16 protein-coding genes and 1 pseudogene are annotated in these 18,910 nt (G+C 33.4%); 4 read left to right on the top strand and 13 right to left on the bottom strand.

Going from position 1 to position 18,910, the window contains the following annotated elements:
• Window positions 1-146 precede the first annotated feature (146 nt).
• From BW936_RS19175 to BW936_RS19165, 3 genes are all read right to left on the bottom strand, one after another.
• Complete coding sequence (locus BW936_RS19175) at window positions 147-884, bottom strand: DUF4435 domain-containing protein (RefSeq protein ID WP_076551482.1); 738 nt, start codon at window positions 882-884, stop codon at window positions 147-149.
• 1 nt (window position 885) lies between these two features.
• Complete coding sequence (locus tag BW936_RS19170) at window positions 886-1,956, bottom strand: AAA family ATPase (protein ID WP_076551480.1); 1,071 nt, start codon at window positions 1,954-1,956, stop codon at window positions 886-888.
• Between the two features lie 176 nt (window positions 1,957-2,132).
• Window positions 2,133-2,894 (bottom strand): BRO-N domain-containing protein, encoded by a 762-nt coding sequence (locus BW936_RS19165; RefSeq protein ID WP_076551478.1) that lies wholly within the window; start codon window positions 2,892-2,894, stop codon window positions 2,133-2,135.
• Between the two features lie 309 nt (window positions 2,895-3,203).
• On the opposite strand from BW936_RS19165, the gene BW936_RS19160 reads away from it, so the two are divergent.
• The gene (locus tag BW936_RS19160; protein WP_076551476.1) at window positions 3,204-3,467 is read left to right on the top strand and encodes a hypothetical protein; all 264 of its coding nucleotides are present in this window, start codon (window positions 3,204-3,206) and stop codon (window positions 3,465-3,467) included.
• Window positions 3,468-3,573: 106 nt separating this feature from the next.
• Here BW936_RS19160 and BW936_RS19155 read toward each other — a convergent pair whose 3' ends face one another.
• The 3 genes from BW936_RS19155 to BW936_RS19145 all read right to left on the bottom strand — a co-directional run bounded on the left by BW936_RS19155 (window position 3,574) and on the right by BW936_RS19145 (window position 5,255).
• On the bottom strand, window positions 3,574-3,975 hold the full coding sequence (locus BW936_RS19155) for a hypothetical protein (RefSeq protein ID WP_076551474.1): 402 nt from the start codon (window positions 3,973-3,975) through the stop codon (window positions 3,574-3,576).
• Between the two features lies 1 nt (window position 3,976).
• Entirely contained in the window at window positions 3,977-4,384 is a 408-nt protein-coding gene (locus BW936_RS19150; protein WP_076551472.1) for a hypothetical protein, read from the bottom strand.
• Window positions 4,385-4,544: 160 nt separating this feature from the next.
• On the bottom strand, window positions 4,545-5,255 hold the full coding sequence (locus BW936_RS19145) for a GNAT family N-acetyltransferase (RefSeq protein WP_159439042.1): 711 nt from the start codon (window positions 5,253-5,255) through the stop codon (window positions 4,545-4,547).
• A 411-nt stretch (window positions 5,256-5,666) separates the two neighbouring features.
• Here BW936_RS19145 and BW936_RS19140 point away from each other — a divergent pair.
• A pseudogene (locus tag BW936_RS19140) lies at window positions 5,667-6,483 on the top strand (IS110 family transposase).
• 129 nt (window positions 6,484-6,612) lie between these two features.
• Here the strand turns inward: BW936_RS19140 and BW936_RS19135 are convergent.
• From BW936_RS19135 to BW936_RS19115, 6 genes are all read right to left on the bottom strand, one after another.
• Entirely contained in the window at window positions 6,613-7,926 is a 1,314-nt protein-coding gene (locus BW936_RS19135) for an MATE family Na+-driven efflux transporter (protein WP_076551468.1), read from the bottom strand.
• A 95-nt stretch (window positions 7,927-8,021) separates the two neighbouring features.
• Window positions 8,022-8,360 (bottom strand): VOC family protein, encoded by a 339-nt coding sequence (locus BW936_RS19130; RefSeq protein ID WP_076551466.1) that lies wholly within the window; start codon window positions 8,358-8,360, stop codon window positions 8,022-8,024.
• A 110-nt stretch (window positions 8,361-8,470) separates the two neighbouring features.
• Window positions 8,471-10,108 carry an ABC-F family ATP-binding cassette domain-containing protein gene (locus BW936_RS19125; RefSeq protein WP_076551464.1) on the bottom strand — a complete coding sequence of 546 codons (1,638 nt, stop codon included), beginning with the start codon at window positions 10,106-10,108 and terminating at the stop codon, window positions 8,471-8,473.
• Between the two features lie 99 nt (window positions 10,109-10,207).
• Complete coding sequence (locus BW936_RS19550) at window positions 10,208-10,354, bottom strand: lmo0937 family membrane protein (RefSeq protein ID WP_143744227.1); 147 nt, start codon at window positions 10,352-10,354, stop codon at window positions 10,208-10,210.
• A 14-nt stretch (window positions 10,355-10,368) separates the two neighbouring features.
• On the bottom strand, window positions 10,369-10,713 hold the full coding sequence (locus BW936_RS19120; RefSeq protein ID WP_076551462.1) for a hypothetical protein: 345 nt from the start codon (window positions 10,711-10,713) through the stop codon (window positions 10,369-10,371).
• A 132-nt stretch (window positions 10,714-10,845) separates the two neighbouring features.
• On the bottom strand, window positions 10,846-12,009 hold the full coding sequence (locus BW936_RS19115) for a DUF3095 family protein (protein ID WP_076551460.1): 1,164 nt from the start codon (window positions 12,007-12,009) through the stop codon (window positions 10,846-10,848).
• A gap of 497 nt (window positions 12,010-12,506) precedes the next feature.
• On the opposite strand from BW936_RS19115, the gene BW936_RS19110 reads away from it, so the two are divergent.
• Together BW936_RS19110 and BW936_RS19105 are read left to right on the top strand one after the other, a co-directional pair.
• Window positions 12,507-16,070: a BamA/TamA family outer membrane protein gene (locus BW936_RS19110; protein ID WP_076551458.1), complete on the top strand. Its 3,564-nt coding sequence runs from the start codon at window positions 12,507-12,509 to the stop codon at window positions 16,068-16,070.
• A gap of 225 nt (window positions 16,071-16,295) precedes the next feature.
• Window positions 16,296-16,973, top strand: coding sequence for a DUF481 domain-containing protein (locus tag BW936_RS19105; protein WP_159439041.1), 678 nt, complete (start codon window positions 16,296-16,298; stop codon window positions 16,971-16,973).
• Between the two features lie 263 nt (window positions 16,974-17,236).
• Here the strand turns inward: BW936_RS19105 and BW936_RS19100 are convergent, their stop codons facing one another.
• Window positions 17,237-18,871 (bottom strand): sulfatase family protein, encoded by a 1,635-nt coding sequence (locus BW936_RS19100; RefSeq protein WP_076551454.1) that lies wholly within the window; start codon window positions 18,869-18,871, stop codon window positions 17,237-17,239.
• Between the last annotated feature and the right edge of the window lie 39 nt (window positions 18,872-18,910).

The raw sequence follows: 18,910 nt of genomic DNA, 5'->3' as shown, positions 1-18,910 counted from the left end.
GAAACTTACGTTTCTATATTGCCTAGATAAATAGCGGATACATTGAATAAAAAAAGCTCAAGAATCTGTTTTTTGAATCTATGAGCCTAGAATACCATTGTCTCAGATTAAGGAAGAATTTGTTTGTTTTTTACCTCAGTTCTTTGTTATGCGCTGATTTTTTCTTCTATTCTAGTTATTAATTCAATAAATTTTTCACTTTTATGAGTTCGATAACAATGCTCTAACAGACTTAATTTGCTATGTTTAATTTCTCTAGTACTATTACTTAAAATTCTGGTCAAAAGAGCGAAAAGAGATTTACCTCTTATTAAAACGTCGTAGTTTTCTTTTAAATTATTTTCAATTTGTTCGTCCGCTTTGGTAAAATTTATTTCCTGTAGAAATTCTTTTTTGACTTCATTTTGTAATTCACAAACTATGTGTTGCGGATGATTTCTAAAACAATGCTCTTCTCCATTAATATAATTTTGAACTTCAAAAGCATAATACTCGACAAAACTATTTAATGATTTTAAAAATACAGTTTGCTCATCATTACTCAATAATGATTCTATTTGTCGACCATAGTATAAGTCATTCTCAATAGAATAACCGTTAGTCCAAAGGATTTCAGCATAATCATCTGGTGGATTTACATAAACAAATGCATCTTTATCCGCTACGAAAATTGTTCTAATATCTGGGAATTCATCTCTCCTTTCAAATACTTGTAAAAGTTTGTCTCGTCCACCACAAGGAAAAAAACTTGCGTTTACAATTCCAATTTCATCTTCTATCCATCTATAAACCATTACATCATCTTTTCCTTCTACTAAAACTGTAGTTAAAGAAGAGCGTTTTAAGGTTTCTACTATTTCATCTACGCTTAATTTTAAACTCATATTAAATACCTTTATCTTCTGATAATATAATTTCTTTGTCCGAATATTTTGAATAAATAAAAGGGCTATGAGTAGCCATAAAGAATTGGTTATTATTTCCTTGATTTAATAAAGTGGGAACAAGTGTTCTTTGCCAATCTGGATGAAGACTTAATTCAGGTTCGTCTATAAAAATTGTGTTGTCTTTAGTAAATGCGTTGTAGCAAATAAAACTTAACATTTGTTTTTCTCCAGCTGAAAGTTTGTCAGATGAAATAGCATTATTAACCTCTCCAAGTGTGAGATTACTTAAATTAATTCCTTTATGTTGGAATATTGTTGTTATTAAATCTGAAAGCGTAGTGTAAGGTTTTAATAATGATTCTCTTTGAGTTTCCATCATTTCAATATCACTTTGTATTTCATCCAAGGTTGCTTTTTCATCTTTACCTTGGGTTTTTATTTTCCTGATTATATCGTCGGATTTTTGCTTTTGGATTAAATTTATTCTCGCATTAATGTTTGAATATTCTTGGTTTAATAAAGTGACAATATCATCGGTAGAAATAGATGTAATAAATCTTTGATTTCTTGCGGACAATCGCCTTGAGAAATGTTCTAATGCATCTCTAATCTCGTCGTTTCTCCCGAATCTTGGGTCATATCCATCTTCCATTGAAAAACCACCTTCGATTCTTCTAAAAGTTGGAAAAAAAATAGTTGGAATAGCAAGTTTGTATATTTCAGTAAACTTCTCGTGAATTCTTGTAGGTCTTCTTAATTCTATCTCACGTAGATTAGCAGAACTAACAGTAATTGGTTTGTCTTTGTTTATTCCAATACTTATTGTATTATTCTCTTGGTTTTTTCTAACATTAATGTCAAGATTTGATGTATTTAATTCTGCAAATGTGAAATTTATTTCTTTTACTAAATTCAGTATTCTACCCGAATTTAAAAACCAAATTAATTTTAAAATAGTTGTTTTGCTTGACCCATTTTTACCTGTCAGTAAATTTAAATCGGGCTTGAAAGTCAATTCTAATGGTTTATTTCTTCCATTAAGACCTTCCACATAAAGTCGATTTATCATAGTTTATTCTTTATTTCCTTGGTTTTATTAATTTGCGCATAACGGTTTGGCTATGAAAAGTAGCGTATAGAAACGCTTAACTTTTCGGGTTATATTTAACTTTATTAATAAAACAAAAGCTTTGATTAAGCACTTAATTAGCTATTTTTTATAGCCGTTGTTGTGCGTTCGGCTTTTTATTCCCCAAGTAGTTTCGGTAAATAATCTAAAGCTACTGGGTCACGTTCTTTGAAATATTTTTGTGCATTGTTCACAATCCAATTATCGTCAATGAATTTTATGAATATTGGCAATAAGTCATTTTTATATTGTCTTGCTTCAACTTCTTGTCCGTTTTGGAATTTGTGATTATACATTTTGAAATCATTAGCAAATTCAGGATGATTATTTCTTAGGTGTTTAGCAAACAATAAGCCTACACTAACATCTGGTCGGATTTCTTTTCCGCTAAATGCCTTATTCGGTATTTGATAACCAACATTTTCAAAACGACCATAAAGTCTAACAAACAGTTCACTAATAACAGAGAAAAAGCCTTTGTCAGTTCTATCCCAATTGTCATTGAAACGAACAACAAAATTCGGTGTTTCTAATCGGTTAATTCCAAAGCTACCTGTCTTTCTAATTGCTGGAATAACTTCTTTAGTAACCCATTTTCTGAATTTCTTAGCAGAAGGTTTATTACTCTTAAATACTAAAGCGTATAATCCACTTTCAGATATAAGGTTTACTTTTCGATTTTGACCTGATATCGGTATTACCGATGTTTGCTTTTCGTCATCATCAAGTCTTGATACAGCATCACTTGCGTTTTTAATATCTAAAAGATTACATACTTCTGAAGCAACAAACCATATTTCATTGTCGATTTCTATAGTTGTTAAACTGTCCAAGTTATTTTCTTCCTCGTCCGCGTATTTAAATATCTGTAATTGCATAAATTTATTTTAAAGTTCTTTTTCGTGTTAGTTGTTTTTCAGCTGACGCACAACAATTGTATATGTGCACAATTACACATATTCCGAAATAATCAGAAATATGTGTAATGTTTTTTTTCATGCATACTAATATACCATTAAAGAATAAACCTACAATTATTAGCTCATATTCCATTACGGGAAACCATAATCACAAAAAATGTTTTACTCTAAGTAAGAAATGACTAAAATTAACCAACAACCAGTCTGTTTTTAATACGTTAAATGTGCTATAAATCCGCAAAAACATAGACGGCAATCGCAATTGTATTGGAAAAATATAATTTTAAAAAGCTGAATAAATTATTTTATAACGTAGACCCAGTTCATGGGAATGCGAAAAATAAATACGATCGTACTCGCACAGGCGAACAAGGTCATGCACCTATCCGCTGTCGTCTAACATCTCAAAAAGTACCTAAAATTCGAGAACAAAAGCCCGAAAAGCGGGGCGGGGAAGCTTGCCCTGCCATTATTTGTAAAAATCATGGTTTATTACGTGAAAAGCCTTTCTCCAATACACCTGAAATTTAGGTTCAGCTTTTAATATGGCATAAAAAAAGCCGCTTAAAGAGGCTTATATGGATAGTGATTATTTCTAATTATAGGCTTGTGCAACGGTTACCATTGTTGTGTGCAGTTATTTTTTTAGTTCAATTAGTAACATATCACATTTGTCGTTCAGATAATTCAATTTTGGAACTAGTTCCATTGAAGTCGGTTCATTCAGCCAATCTTGTGGTTGTCCCCAAAACTTTGATTTGCTATTTAAATAGTCAGGAAGCTCTTTTAATTCAGCGTCTATGGCTTTTTTGAGAGCTGTATTCCACAGTTTTGCCAAATCCAAATTTGGTTCGTATCCATTGTTGTCAATGACTATTCTAGTTTCAATTGATGCTAATTGAATTGAAGCTAGTGCATCAGACAATCTTTCTCTTTTCTCTTGTGGAATCTTCTCTTTTTTAAATTCCGCAATTAGTTCTTTGATTGAAGCTTTAATTGTTTCAACAAGAACAATTTTTCCTATGAAATCTGCAGGCATATTATTCGATTGTTACTTGGGATTTTGTAACCCAAAATAGTTTAATATCTAGTTTTTTTAAAGCTGGATAAATTGTATCAATTACTCTTCTTTGTTCCTCATTGTCTGGTAAAGCAATTCCAACTTTTGTGTTTTTACCTACCGGTTCACTAGAAATCACTTTCATTGTCGCCAAAAGAGCAACTCCAATGTGTGATTTTACTTGATTCCGATTAAATGGCAATCCGTAGCGTTTGGACGTTTTAGAAGCACTAGTTTCGCCTTTTGCTTCTATAAACAGTTTTGCGGATTGTGATTCCGCAATTAAGTCAATTCCTTGTTGATTAGTCGTCAAACATTGTTCGATTTTATAATCTCTTGATTCAAGAAATTCAGCTACTTTTTCAACTATGTCATTTTCTGTTAGCATTCTGTTTTAATTGCACACAACGGTTTCGTATAACCGTCAGTTATGGGTTAAATTAGTGAATATTTTCGGTTTAGTACAGACGTTAGCAATTCCGAGTGGATTCGGACGTAGTCGAATCCGCCGTAATTGCGGTTATACATTGTTGTGCTTAGTGTTTTTTTCACGTTGTTAATTTTCGGATAATCATAAAACTACCATTATTTGCTAAATCAATCCGAAATCTTTTAACCTTTTCCGAAACTATTATTTGTCCGTTTTTAGTCAATTCTACTTGCCAATCACTTGAGACTGGAAAAATAATTGGTTTAGCCAAAGTCTTATTGTCCTCTATGAAATTCAAATCCCAATTCCATTTAGCTTTTTCTCTGTCCGCCTGATAAGGTTCACAATTCCACAAGCTAATTTTTGTGTCAGATTCAGCTTTTTCAGTCGGCTTTAAAGTCTCAATGAGAGGTTTAAACATATTGATTCTTGAGTTATGAGGTAAATCAGGGAAATTTTCAAATCCAATTCTTTTCCAAAAAGGCTCTGAATATTTAGGCGAGCAAAATAATTCACAAACTAAGATTCCATTTTGTTCAAAGTAGTCTAAAGTGTCATTAATTAGCTTTCTTGCAATTCCTTTTTTCCTTTCGGTTGGTTTGGTTTCCGCAATGTCGATTACTGCTTGAAACTCATAAATTCTATAAACTATAAATCCGATTACAAAATCATTCTCAGTTATTACTGCTACGTTTTTTTTAGCAAACTCATTTTCAATTATATTCCAATTGCAATAAAATCCGCTGTTCGTTTCATTCCATTCCTCAACCAGCCAAATTTTTATGTCAGCAAGATGTTTTTCGGAAGGATTAAAGTTTGTTTTTATCACGATTTCAACATTAAGCACAACGCTCCGTGTATGAAATGTAGCGTCCTTTTAAGTTACTAATTTTCTGTTTTAATTCGAGTCAAATCTGTGATTTGGCGCATATATTTTATTACTCATGTGTCAAATCGCAGATTTGACGGTCTCCACTAATTGCTCTGCTTTTTCAATCTAGCACTCAATAGCTATGTTTTATACACCTCTTAAGTTTGATTCTCAGTAAATTGTTGATATAACCAGAAAGAACAAAAGAGAGAGTTAAGGTTACTATATACGGTGAAGCTTTAGACTTCGACAACATTGATAATCCTCTCTCTTTTACTACTTAGATCACGTTCAGTTCTGTGAGACTTTAGATCTCGTTTTCTAGTTGTTGTGAGCAGAAGTAGCCGGTTCTTTCATAAATCATTTTCTATGAATAAATATAAAGAAACTTTTGGAGTTGACATCAGTAAGGATGTCTTTGATGTACATGGTAGTAAAACAGGTTACGACCAGTATAGGAACAATGAAACGGGGTTCAGGAAATACCTAAAGGAATTGCCCAAAGGTTCATTGGTGGTTATGGAAGCTACCGGTTACTATCATTATAGACTAATACAATGCCTTGACGGATATACAAAGTGAATGCTTACAGTTGTTTCGATTATTGGATACCTATTTAAAACAGCGTACCGCAACCAAGAACAAGATACATGGGGAAGCTGTTCTGGGCATACCCTCAAAGTTTGTTTATCGATCCTTGATACGTAACAAAAAGCAGCTCAATAAAGAAATAGCTGCTATCGAGTCAAAGATGCTATCATTGGTGAAAGAGGACCAACAGGAGCAATTGAACTTGTTGACATCGATACCTGGCATAGGTCAAAAAACTGCCTTGTTCTTAATTGTTGTCACTGATGGTTTCAAAAAGTTCGAAACCGCAGGACAGCTTTGCAGTTACGTGGGTATAACCCCCACGATACGGGAATCCGGGAGCAGTGTAAGAGGTCGTGCACGAATAAGTAAGGTCGGTAATAGAAAGCTTCGTAATCTATTGTTTCTATGTTCTTTCAATGCCTGTAAGCATAATAAGGCATGCAAGGAAGTATATGATCGAATCGTGAACAAGGGCAAGAGCAAGAAATTGGCACTGATAGCCGTTGCCAACAAACTATTAAAACAGTCTTTTGCTATCGCAAAATCTGGCAGGCTATATGATGAAACTTACGTTTCTATATTGCCTAGATAAATAGCGGATACATTGAATAAAAAAAGCTCAAGAATCTGTTTTTTGAATCTATGAGCCTAGAATACTATTGTCTCAGATTAAGGAAGAATTTGTTTGTTTTTTACCTCAGTTCTTTGTTAGGCAAAGTATTTATTTGGTTAAACTATTTCTATTCAAACTATACTTATAAATTCCAAAAGTGATAATGGAATCAAATAAAATTCCTAATCCAAAAATAGTAACAATAATATTTAATGTGATTTGGAGCTCAGTTAATTTAAACGTAAAAAAGACTATACCATAGTAAATTATATTTATTAGAATTGATTGTATCAACATTAAATCAGTTCTGCCGTATCCATAAAATACACTATCAATTATATTGTTATAAGCAAATGAAATATAGTATATAATTGCTGTAATTGTTATGTTGAGAACAATTTCTGGATTGCTAATATTCATAAAATTTTTAAAAAATGAATTCCATAATGGAATTGTCGACAACCATATTAGAACAATTGAAGTTGTAATTATTATTGAAAAATTAATAACTTTATTTAAAGCAATTTTCTTCTCACTAATTTCTTTTTTAATTAAATCTCCTAGCGCAATTATTGGAATTAATAGCCAACTCCAGATAAAACTGTTTGAAACCCAAAAAAAAGATTGCCCTTCTATAGAATTTATTAATCGGATAATCATAATTATGAATACAGTGTTTCTAATTAGTGATTCTAATCCAGAAAGAGATCCTATTTTGAACCAATTTTTTAACCACGAAAAATCTAAAGGAGTATTTTTAAACCAAAAAACATTCTCTTTTTTTAAAACAAATAGACTAATTATAATTAGTATTAATTCAACTATTATGTTTCCATAAGCTATTCCTAGAACACCAAGTTGCATTGAAAATGAATATTGACTCAGTAAAAGTGAATCACAGATAATAATAATAATTGTTTGTGTAATCAATAATAAAAATATTCTTTTCACTTTGCCTAATAAGATTAGGACAATTAAAGTAAATCTATAAACAACCGAAAGAAAAATAGCTATAGACTCTAGTTTTATATAATGTGATGAAAGTTTTATCAATGATTCTTTTTGTTTCATTAACAGTAATAATGAATCTGCAAAAAAGTAAATTATTATAAGTAATGAAAGATATATGATTCCTGTTGTAATTAGTCCTGTTTTTATTTTATTTTCAGTTTGAAGGTTATCATTTATCGACTTTCCCAAAAGAAAAAAAAGAGGAAGTAATATAGCTTCTTGAATCACTTCAAATATTACATTTAGCCAAATAATCTGAGAAGCAATATTAAAGCCTGAATCATTAGGTAAATCACCCAGATAATATATTCTCAGGGTTTTATAAATTGTCGGAATTAAGAGCATTAATATTAAAACCAGATAGAGCTTGGTATTAAATTCTATTAATGATTTCTTTAGTGTTGTAATCATTTTTATTCTAATGGTGGTATATTTTGCCTAACGGTTCGTATATGAAATCGTTTGGCACTCCGAAGCTCTGAACTGTCAAATCGTTATAGGTTTTATTAGTTGTAATAATTACCGTCAGGGTCTCGAAATTTTGCAATTATACCCCAAGAATGTTCTTGATAGTCCACTTCTATATTATTCGAAGTCAATTTATCCGAAAGCATTTTTACATTTGGAACATTCATACGCAAACACATTTTTGTCCGTTCCGTTCCAGTTTTTTGTCCATCATATTCGTCATCTAACTCTACCATTAAATATACTTGACCGAATTCAAAACAAGTCAGGTTTTCACTCTCAAACATTTTTTTGAGACCTAGAATGTTTTCATAAAACTCCACACAATTTTTGTATTCAAGAGTGTATAATATTATTCCAGTTCGGTCAAATTCCATTACACGATTTTATTTTTTCATCATTAATGACAATAATTCTATATGTGCACAATTACATCTATTCTCATTTTTACCTGTAATTTAATAAATTGAAAAAGCAAGAGAAATATTTACTTCATCAAATTAATCTCTGCTATACTCTTAATTCTATTTCGCTCTAAGAAAGCATCAATGGTTTCAAAATGTTCTATAACGCGTTGCTCTTTAAATTCAAATACCTTTTGCGATAAACCTTGCAGAAAATCTCTATCGTGAGATACAAGAATAAGTGTACCATCATAGGTAGCTAATGCTTCTTTCAATACATCCTTAGATTTCAAATCTAAGTGATTGGTAGGTTCATCTAATATTAAAAGATTTACCGGTTCTAGCAATAACTTTACCATTGCCAACCTCGTTTTCTCTCCACCGGAAAGCATACTTACTTTTTTGTCGATATCATCGCCACTGAACATAAAACGACCTAGAATATTTTTGATCTGATTACGTATATCCCCAAAAGCCACTTCATCTACGGTTTGGAAAATGGTTAAGTCCGGATCCAACAATGAAGCTTGATTTTGGGCAAAGTATCCCACTTTTACATTGTGACCTAATTGACAAGTGCCTTCAACTGAAATTTCATTTAAAATGGCTTTGATCATGGTAGATTTACCTTCTCCGTTTCTGCCCACAAAAGAAACTTTTTCACCTCTTGCAATAGACATATTCGCCTCTCTAAAAACAATATGTTCATCATACGATTTAGAAACCTCTTTAACGGTAACAGGGTAGTCACCAGATCTAGGTGCTGGCGGAAAACGTAATTTTAACGAAGAGGTATCTATTTCATCAATTTCAATGATTTCCAACTTCTCTAGCATACGTTCCCTAGACGTTACCTGATTGGTTTTGGAGTACGTGCCTTTAAAACGTTCTATAAAAGCCATGTTATCGGCAATGAACTTTTGTTGCTCTTGGTAGGCTTTTATTTGATGTGATCTACGGTCTTCGCGTAATTGTAAATAATGGGAATAATTGGCTTTATAATCATAAATGCGCCCCATAGTTACTTCTATGGTGCGGTTGGTAATATTATCAATAAACGCCCTGTCATGAGAAATGACCATTACGGCGTTGGCCTTGTTCAATAAGAAATCCTCTAACCATATAACAGATTCTATATCTATGTGGTTTGTAGGCTCGTCTAAAAGAATTAAATCTGGTTTTTGTAAAAGAATTTTAGCCAGTTCTATACGCATACGCCAACCCCCACTAAACTCATTGGTCTGCCTAGTAAAATCTTCTGGTTTAAATCCTAATCCCTTTAAGGCTTTTTCAACTTCGGCATCATAATTAACTTCGTCTAAGGCATAGTATTTTTCTCCTAAATCAGATACTTTTTCAATGATGCCCATATAGGCATCGCTTTCATAATCGGTTCTGGTTTCTAATTCTTTATTGAGCTTATCCATTTCATCGCGCATGTTAAAAACATGCTTAAAAGCCTTTGCGGCTTCTTCAAAAACGGTACAATTATCTTCTGTGAGCAAGTGTTGCGGTAAATAGGCGATAACGGCATCTTTTGGCACTCTTACATTACCACGTGTACCTTTTTGCTCACCGGCTATAATTTTCATCATGGTAGATTTACCGGCTCCGTTTTTACCCATGAGGGCAATTTTATCGGTTGGGTTAATGACAAAAGAAACGTCACTGAATAGGGTAGTGCCACTAAATTCTACGGCTAGGTTATCTACTGATATCATGCTATTTGTTTAAAAATGCAAAACTAGTAATAAGATGTGGTGCTTGTTACTAACTACAGTAAAAAGTTATGGCCGCTTTACATAAGGGACGTATTGTTTTTAGGTGCTTTTTTTATTGCTTAGCCAATTGTAGACCAACAACACTACAGCAAGTAAAAGAAGTAAGTGTATGAGTGCTCCCATAACCTTGAAAACAACAAAACCTAATACCCAACTTACAACCAGTGCTATTATTAAAAAGTACATTATTTTTTTCACGTTTACTTGTTTAGAGACCAGTTCATAATTTCATCGTGTATCTCTTGTTCAGATTTCTGCCTTCTATGGGCAATAGTGCTGATTAAGGACTCTAAATTATCTTGTTCTCCGTTTGCATTGATATCTTCGGTTTCAGGAAAATTGGCTAAGTACTTATCTTTAACTGCCAACCACTGTTTTTCTACATGCAAATCAAACTTTGCAGTAGCCACTCCGCCATTATTTACGGGTTTTGCTATGTCCTCTTTTACGTCTTCATTTTGGGCAATACTTTTGTTCTGTGGTATGCTATTTTGGAGTCCGCCAGTACTTTTTGTTTTATGAATACTTTTGTCTTCTGTAATCATTTGTACATTTTTAAATATTACTAATGATAGCAAGGTAGCCACATGAACAGCTATAGATTTGCTCTAATATGATATTAATTGACCTTATAAATTTGATGTTACTGTAATTCTTAGGTTTTTACACGCAGGATTTTATGGAATATTAGCCTTTTTCTTCATTTTTAGCATTTTAGCAGCAGAAGTATAACCGCCTTCGGTACCATCTACAAAATGGGAGTGATTGGTTTTTCTGTCCAATATATAGCAAGACATTACAGATGCATGGGTAACATGAATACCGTAAATAATTTTATGTTCGGCCTCTAATTGATCTAGATAACCAACAAAGGAATCTATCTGGCTTTGCTCAGCCGTGAAAATAGTATTGATCATACCATCTAACATGAACGAATGTGATAGTTGACCTATCTGCTTTAGGTATTGTTTTCCACTTTTAGAGAGACTAAAGTAGGCGTGACCAATATTGGTTTGGATCCAATTTTTAAAAAAGTAACGCCAATTTTTATCGACAAGGCTTACCTTCATTTCTTCCCATATTTTATTATAGCTGGTATCTAGCTTTAGACGTTCACTCTTAATGGGTTGCCTGTCATTAAAGTTTCCAAAAACTTCATCCATCTTTACCAGCACTTCTTTGTAGACGGCTCTTTGATTTTTTTCTACAACGGAATCTAGCAATAAGCATACAACTTTGGCTTGGTCGTGATCAGGATTCACTTTTTCCCATCTGCATTCCATCCCTTTTAAATTCAATAAACTTTCATTGAAATTAGAAAGTGGTATTTCTTTAAAATTAGATTTAATAACGTCTTCTGCCTTGTGTAAGCCATTGCCTAGAATTATGGGGATGGCCAGCCGTTGCGTTAGTTGGTGTTTGGCAATCTTTAAATGACACTTTTCTGATATAAGATCTTTAACGGCAATATGACCTACCCGCAATACCAAATTGGTCTTTCTTTTAATGTGTATACTATAATTTTCAAGTACGGTAATAACTTTGTTTAGCAGGCTAGATGGTAATAGGAACGTAGCCCCGTCACCACCAAAAAAATAAGGAATCTCTATATTATGTTTAAATTTACGTATAGTATTTAATACGGATATAATACTACCGGTGGCGGTTAAGTTTACTTGATGATGCTTGCCATCTGTCACCGCTTGTGTTGAATTTTGTATATCTACAACGATAACATACCAAGTTAGCGGCACATTTTTAAAGTCAGCTTCATCTGCTAAAAGAGCAACAAGAGATTTTTTAGACTTCTTAAGTTCAGTATAGAAGTTGGTATTTTTCATTTGCTCATTAACGGTTGTAGGTAATAGTGAAATTACAAATTTATTCTCATTTTGGAAAGAACTGAATAATGGGTCTAAGAGGATAACATATACTACTTTTTTTATTGATTTTTTTGTATGCCTATATGTGCAAGCATGTACTCTTATGTTGTTACGTATAATTGTTGAGCAAATTTTTTAAGGTATTTTCTATCATCTTAAAAGGTGTAAAATACAAAAGCTTTTGGTCAGCATAGGGGTTGATTATAGCGGCGATCTTTATGGTTACTTAAATTCTTAATAGAGTTAATTTGCTGTTGGTTCCCTGTCTATTTTTGCAATATAATAGTGTTATTGAGGTAAGGACTTTGCTGCTATTTTAAGTTAAAAATTACTTGGTTCTATCAATATTATTGTTGTTACTGAGCCTTATTGGTCTTGGTTACTATGTATGTATCAAATTTCATTGTTAAGGAATCAATTATAAAATCATCAATTAGATAAACAAATACACTTTCATGCGTTTAAAATTCATACTTTTTATTCTTACTATATCAACGGGTCATGTCTTTTCTCAAAAAGTAAATGAGCTAAATTCTACTTTAAATAAAGAGGTTTCCCATTCTTTTTATATCACTTCAAACGTGGGTAACGTTACTTTTGAAGATGCAGAGCAGGTGTTGCGTGAGATTAACGCAGCTTCTAAACATGATAGTAATGCTACTTTGTTATTATTAGGTAATGTGGTTAATAGCGAGGGCTTTCCTGCAAAAGAAGAACATCAAGATAAAGAAAAAGCTTATTTAAAACCTTTGATGACGTTATGGGATGAGTTTAACGGAAATGTTATTTTAACGCCTGGCCAGAATGAATGGTTGACCGGAGCTCCACAGAGTATAGATGATCTAGAGTCGTTTTTACAAGATAATAGTAAAGCTAAATTTTGGCCCAATGACGGTTGCCCATTAGAGAAAGAAACCATTAATGATCATGTAGTGCTAGAAATGGTAGATTCTCAATGGTTTTTAGAGGACTGGGACGATCACCCGTACATTAATCAGGAATGTGAAATTAAAAATAGGGATCAGTTTTTGGCAGAGTTTAAAGACGATCTAAAAGATAGTCAAGGAAAAACGGTCATTGTAGCTGTTTATCAACCGGTTATGAGTAATTCTAAAATTTCTTTGTTTGACAAAATGGGTGGCTTTACACCGGAATCATATCAGAATAAAGAAAATAGAAATTTACGTGGTAGAATGGAAACTATAGCAAGTCAGTTTAATGATGTCATTTTTGTTTCTGGTAAAGATAGAAATTTACAATACCTAGAAGATGATGGTATACCTCAAATTATAAGCGGAGCAGTAGGTAAAACTGAAAAAGCACGAGCGCCTAAAGAAGAACATTTTGAATCTGAACAAAATGGTTATGCTAAATTAACTGTTTATAATGATGGTAGTTCTGAGGTTGATTTTATTGAAATTAAGAACGGTGCATCTAACGTTGCTTTTGTACAAAAAATTAAAAGAGAAAGGTTGTCAATTAGTGATGTTTCTTATCCAAAGAAAACAAATGCTACTACAGCAAAAGCATCTATCTACACCAATGAAGAAACGGACAAAAGTGGATTCTATAAACTTTTTTGGGGAGACCATTATAGAAGTTTATATAGTAAAGAAATAGAAGCTCCCGTTTTATATATAGATGAATTACCTAATAATGTGAAACCTATTTCTGAGGGTGGAGGCACGCAATCTAGATCACTTAGACTAATAGATGATAATGATAATGAATACACATTAAGGGCTTTACGTAAGAGTGCAGTACGTTTTCTTCAAACTAATGCCATTAATGACCATTATGTAGAAGACTATCTTGATAATACCGTTGCCGAACGTTATTTAATGGATTTTTATACCACGGCGCACCCGTATGCTCAATTTGCCATGAATGAACTATCTGAAACGCTAAAGGTATTGCATGCAAACCCTAAAGTTTACTATGTGCCCAAACAAAAAGGCTTGGGTATTTATAATGAAGATTACGGCAACGCGCTCTTTATGTTAGAGGAACATGTGGGCGATGAGAACAAAAATTTTATAACCTTTGGTACGCCAGATGATATCATCAATACCACCGACCTTCGTTTAGAATTGATGAAAACCAAAGATTCATACGTAGATGAAGCTAGCTTTATTCGTGCGCGCTTATTTGATATGCTCGTTGGCAATTGGGACCGTCATCAAGATCAATGGCGTTGGGCGCAGTACAAAACCGAAGACGGAAAAAAGAGATATGAAGCTATACCACGCGATTGGGACCAGGCTTTTCCAAAATACGACGGAACTATAATAAGTGTCTTAAAATTTGCTTTTCCATTGCTTCGTAAAATGGAAAGTTACAATGATGATGTAAAGAATACAAAGTGGTTTAACTTTTCTGGTTATCCGTTGGATAAATCTTTTATAAAAACCGCTAATTGGGAGGACTGGAAGAAACAAGTTGATTTCATTCAAGAAAATTTATCCGATGAGGATATTGATAAAGCCTTTAGTTCCTTACCTCAAGATGCACAGGACAGTAGTATAGATAAAATTAAAAAGAACTTGCAGGCTCGCCGTAATAGATTGCAATCTATAGCTAAAACTTACTACGATTATTTAAATAATTTTGAGGTTGTTCTAGGTACTGAAGAAGATGATAATTTTGTTATCACTAGAAAACCTAACGGAGAAACCAATATCTCAATTGCCCATGATACTTTAGTTTATAAGAACACATTTACTGCAAAACAAACAAAAGAAATATGGGTGTATGGTTTAGATGGTAAAGATACGTTTACAGTTAATGGAGATGGCAAGGACTATATTAATATTAAAATTATAGGAGGCAAAAAAAATGACACCTATGATTTTAAAAATACCAAGAAAGTAAAGCTATATGATTTTAAGAGCAAGAACAATACCATTGTAAATGCTAGTGCTAAAAAATGGCTGACAGATTCTTATGACATCAATACGTATCACTATCAAAAAAGAAAATATAATGAGAATATTATTTTTCCAAGTATAGGGTATGATGGTGATACAGGTTTTAGAATTGGACTTAAAAATCGTTTTACCACCTATAGTTTGGCCAACAACCCATTTAAAACGCAACATACCATAGGTGCAGAATATTTCTTCGCTACAAATGGTTTTGCTATAGATTATAATGCAGAATTTGCACACGTATTCTATAATTGGAATTTAGGTTTCGATGCAAAATACACGAGTCCTAATTTTACAATGAATTATTTTGGAGAAGGTAATGATTCTCAGAATGATACCGATGCGGACAAGGATTATAATAGAGTGCGTATTAGAGAATGGAACTTTTCACCATACCTAGTGCATAAAAGTGAAAGCAGTGAATACCATGTGAAGTCATCATTAGAATCTTTTGAAGTGGCAAATGATGATGAGCGTTTTGTAGGGCAAGTATTTGCAGAGGGTAATGACGTGTATGAACAACAACTTTATGTGACTGGTGAAGTAGGGTATGGGTATAAAAACCAAAATGATCCGTCTTTTCCAAACCGTGCTATGGCCGCTAACATTGCTACTGGGTATACCTCTAATATAAACGGATTTGATAATAGTTTTGCTTTTGTAAAGCCATCACTGTCTCTTACATATCCATTACACCCAAGTGGTATAGCCGTTATTGCTACTAAATTAGCCGGTGAAACTATTATTGGTGATAATTATGAATTTTACCATGGTGCCGTGTTGGGTGGTAATACAAGTTTAAGAGCTTACAGAAATGAACGATTTAATGGTAAATCTGCATTTTATCAAAGTACAGACCTTAGAGTGGGTGTAACCAGGTTTAGAACTAATTTTATACCCATACAATTGGGCGTAAGTGCAGGGTTCGATTACGGTAGAATTTGGTCAGATAATGATGATTCTACGCAATGGCATAATGACTACGGCGGTTCTGTCTGGATATCTGGATTTAGTGCGCTAACCGGTAATTTAGGATTCTACCATGGTAGGGACGGAAACCGATTTATATTTTCTTTAGGTTTTAATTTTTAGTAAGTAGGTTGGTGTTTTGTGGGGAAACTGAAATCCTCTAAAGCTTTTCTTAGACAATAAATAGCAATAATTTTGCAATTCAACTTCTAAGCCATTAGCAAAGAGAAATACGTAACATTCTTCATGAAAGCCACCTTAAATTTTATTCGATTTATTTGTATTGGTTGTATAGGTTTACTCGGGTTTTCTATACAGGCCCAATTGGTAAATATTGAATCTAAACGGATGCATACAGATTCAATTAGATTTGTTTTAAGCAGTGATCTATTATTTAATTATACAGATAACAATGGGGCATATATTCTTCAGATAGGTTCTAATTTAACCACACAGTTGAAGTCTAAAAACCTTAAAAGTATTTACTTTTTTATTGGTAATGTTAATTTGATACGGTCTAAAGATGAAGATTTTCAGAACTCTTATTTCTTGCACGGTAGATATAATTATAAGTTCACTAAAGTAGTTCGTTTTGAAGCCTTTGTGCAAAACCAAAACAATCAAAAACTAACGATATCAGAAAGGAATTTACTGGGTGTTGGTTTACGTTTAAAATTGTTTTCTAAAGATGGTTCCCTTGCCTACCTGGGTAACTCTTATATTTATGAAGTAGAGTCCGTAGCGTCATCTGACCAAAAATTTTACAACCATAGAAATAGCAGTTACCTATCTTTAAATCAGCATTTTAAAAAGTTTAATTTAGACCTTACGGGAACATTGTATTTTCAGCCTTTGTATGACAATATTGGCAATCATAGAATATTAAGCCAGTTTAAAGCGCAAATGCCACTAACCAAAAGAATTAGCTTTTCTGCACTCTATAACTACGCGGTCATTAATTTTAATTCTGAGTTAGAAGACAACCGCTCGTCTAATGTTAGTTTCGGGTTTACCTTGAATTTATAGAAGCTTTAAAGTGTTAATAGTATGCTTTTAATCTAAATGTAAATTTCATTTTTCCTATTAATCGAGATATTAATGCTCCAATGATTGGGTGGACATAGCTACTTTGTGTTCAAGGGAATGCCTGGTGCACTTGTTCCCTGGATATTTACTTTAGAAACCCATAGAATACATTCAGGTTTTGGCTATAGAAATTTATACCGTTAAGAAATTACCATTTCATATTAAATAGCATATACATGCGCGTAGTTTTATTTATGATGTTACTATAACATAGGTACACCTCTTAATCTTTTAAATTGTTTGTAAGCTTTATCTACTTTTTCTTTGGGTGCTTTTTTAAATTCTTTCTCGGTAACCCCGTAATGCATTTGAACGCTGTCTAGCTTTTTGTGCATTAATGCCAATGTTTCCGCATATTTCATATCTAAAATTAGGTTGTATTTTTCCCTTGGATCCTTTTCCAAATCATACAGTTCCCAGGCATCTATATCATCATAAAAGTGAATGAGTTTGTACCGTTTTGTTCTAATTCCATAATGTTTTTTCACCATATGAAAAGCAGGGTAGTCATAGTAATGGTAATACACAACATCTCTAAAATCTTCTTCATGAGTAGTGCCGTTTAATAATCCGGCAAAAGACTCTCCTTGCATTTCAGTGTTTAATTCTGCTAAGCCTGTAAGGTCTAGGAATGTAGGTGCAAAATCTAAATTTTGAACCATGGCGTTAATTTTGGTTTTAGGTTTTATTGTACCGGGCAATTGCATCAATAGGGGTGTTTTAAACGACTCCTCGTACATAAAACGCTTATCGAACCATCCGTTTTCGCCCATCCAAAAACCTTGATCAGATGTATACACTACTAACGTATTTTTATCAAGTCCGCTTTCTTCCAAATAATCCAGAATTTTCCCCACTCCCTCATCTACTGCCGCAATGGTGGCCATATAATCTTGTAGGTAACGCTGTCCTTTCCAAATAGCTAATTCCTTTCCTGATAAATTCGCTTTATGAAATGCATTGTTCTTGGTAAAATAGGCAGCATCCCAAGCTTTACGTTGTTTAGGGGTCATTCTATCAAAATCCGTAACCCAAGGGTTATGGGCAAGTTCAGTGCTGCCAAATGCTGTTGTCATTTTAAGGTCATGACCTTCGTACATATCTTTATAAATGGTCTGTAGCTGTTCTTTTGCTGCCCATTTCTTTGGAAACTCTGAAAAGTAACTATCCGGTAGCGGAAACTGTACGGAATCATACAAATTGGCGTGACGTAAGGCCGGCATCCAATTTCTATGCGGTGCTTTATGCTGCACCATTAAAAAGAAGGGAAGGGAATCTGTACGGTCTTGCTGTAACCACTGTAGTGCATCATCGGTAATAATATCCGTAGCATAACCGGTAATGCGAGTAGTATCACCATCTTCAATGAAATCCGGATTATAATAATTTCCTTGGTCCACAATAATTTTCCATTGGTCAAAACCATGTGGGTAGTCGTGTAAATGCCATTTGCCAAAAACGGCAGTTTCGTAGCCCGATTCCTGAAACATTTTTGGCAAGGTGGGCTGACTGCCGTCAAAATGGTCTCCGTTCTGTCTAAACCCGTTAATATGACTATGCTTACCTGTTAAGATAACGGCCCTACTTGGACCACAGATAGAATTGGTAACAAAACTATTGTTGAAAATCACCCCATTTTTGGCAAGACGATCAATATTAGGTGTACTCGCCAATTTACTGATCGGATGCCCATAGGCACTTATGGCCTGTACGGCATGGTCATCTGCCATAATGAATATAATATTTGGCTTCTGATCAGTTTTGTTTATGGTTTTTGTTTTTGTATTGCAGCTATTATGTAGCAAACCAATGACCAGAAAGAGTAAAACTATGCGCATAATCAATTTAATATCCAATGTGTGAGTAATGGTAGATCG

It is taken from the genome of Maribacter ulvicola, from assembly GCF_900155985.1.
GTDB classification, from domain to species: domain Bacteria; phylum Bacteroidota; class Bacteroidia; order Flavobacteriales; family Flavobacteriaceae; genus Maribacter; species Maribacter ulvicola.
This window is presented reverse-complemented; position numbering and strand designations above follow the sequence as displayed.

Bases quoted from the DNA above. Each gene is read 5' to 3' on its own strand.
- BW936_RS19135 (WP_076551468.1), bottom strand. From the start codon at position 7,926: ATGATTACAACACTAAAGAAATCATTAATAGAATTTAATACCAAGCTC.
- BW936_RS19150 (WP_076551472.1), bottom strand. From the start codon at position 4,384: ATGCTAACAGAAAATGACATAGTTGAAAAAGTAGCTGAATTTCTTGAA.
- BW936_RS19105 (WP_159439041.1), top strand. From the start codon at position 16,296: ATGCATACAGATTCAATTAGATTTGTTTTAAGCAGTGATCTATTATTT.
- BW936_RS19125 (WP_076551464.1), bottom strand. From the start codon at position 10,108: ATGATATCAGTAGATAACCTAGCCGTAGAATTTAGTGGCACTACCCTA.
- BW936_RS19165 (WP_076551478.1), bottom strand. From the start codon at position 2,894: ATGCAATTACAGATATTTAAATACGCGGACGAGGAAGAAAATAACTTG.
- BW936_RS19110 (WP_076551458.1), top strand. From the start codon at position 12,507: ATGCGTTTAAAATTCATACTTTTTATTCTTACTATATCAACGGGTCAT.
- BW936_RS19155 (WP_076551474.1), bottom strand. From the start codon at position 3,975: ATGCCTGCAGATTTCATAGGAAAAATTGTTCTTGTTGAAACAATTAAA.
- BW936_RS19115 (WP_076551460.1), bottom strand. From the start codon at position 12,009: ATGAAAAATACCAACTTCTATACTGAACTTAAGAAGTCTAAAAAATCT.
- BW936_RS19120 (WP_076551462.1), bottom strand. From the start codon at position 10,713: ATGATTACAGAAGACAAAAGTATTCATAAAACAAAAAGTACTGGCGGA.
- BW936_RS19170 (WP_076551480.1), bottom strand. From the start codon at position 1,956: ATGATAAATCGACTTTATGTGGAAGGTCTTAATGGAAGAAATAAACCA.
- BW936_RS19130 (WP_076551466.1), bottom strand. From the start codon at position 8,360: ATGGAATTTGACCGAACTGGAATAATATTATACACTCTTGAATACAAA.
- BW936_RS19175 (WP_076551482.1), bottom strand. From the start codon at position 884: ATGAGTTTAAAATTAAGCGTAGATGAAATAGTAGAAACCTTAAAACGC.
- BW936_RS19550 (WP_143744227.1), bottom strand. From the start codon at position 10,354: ATGTACTTTTTAATAATAGCACTGGTTGTAAGTTGGGTATTAGGTTTT.
- BW936_RS19100 (WP_076551454.1), bottom strand. From the start codon at position 18,871: ATGCGCATAGTTTTACTCTTTCTGGTCATTGGTTTGCTACATAATAGC.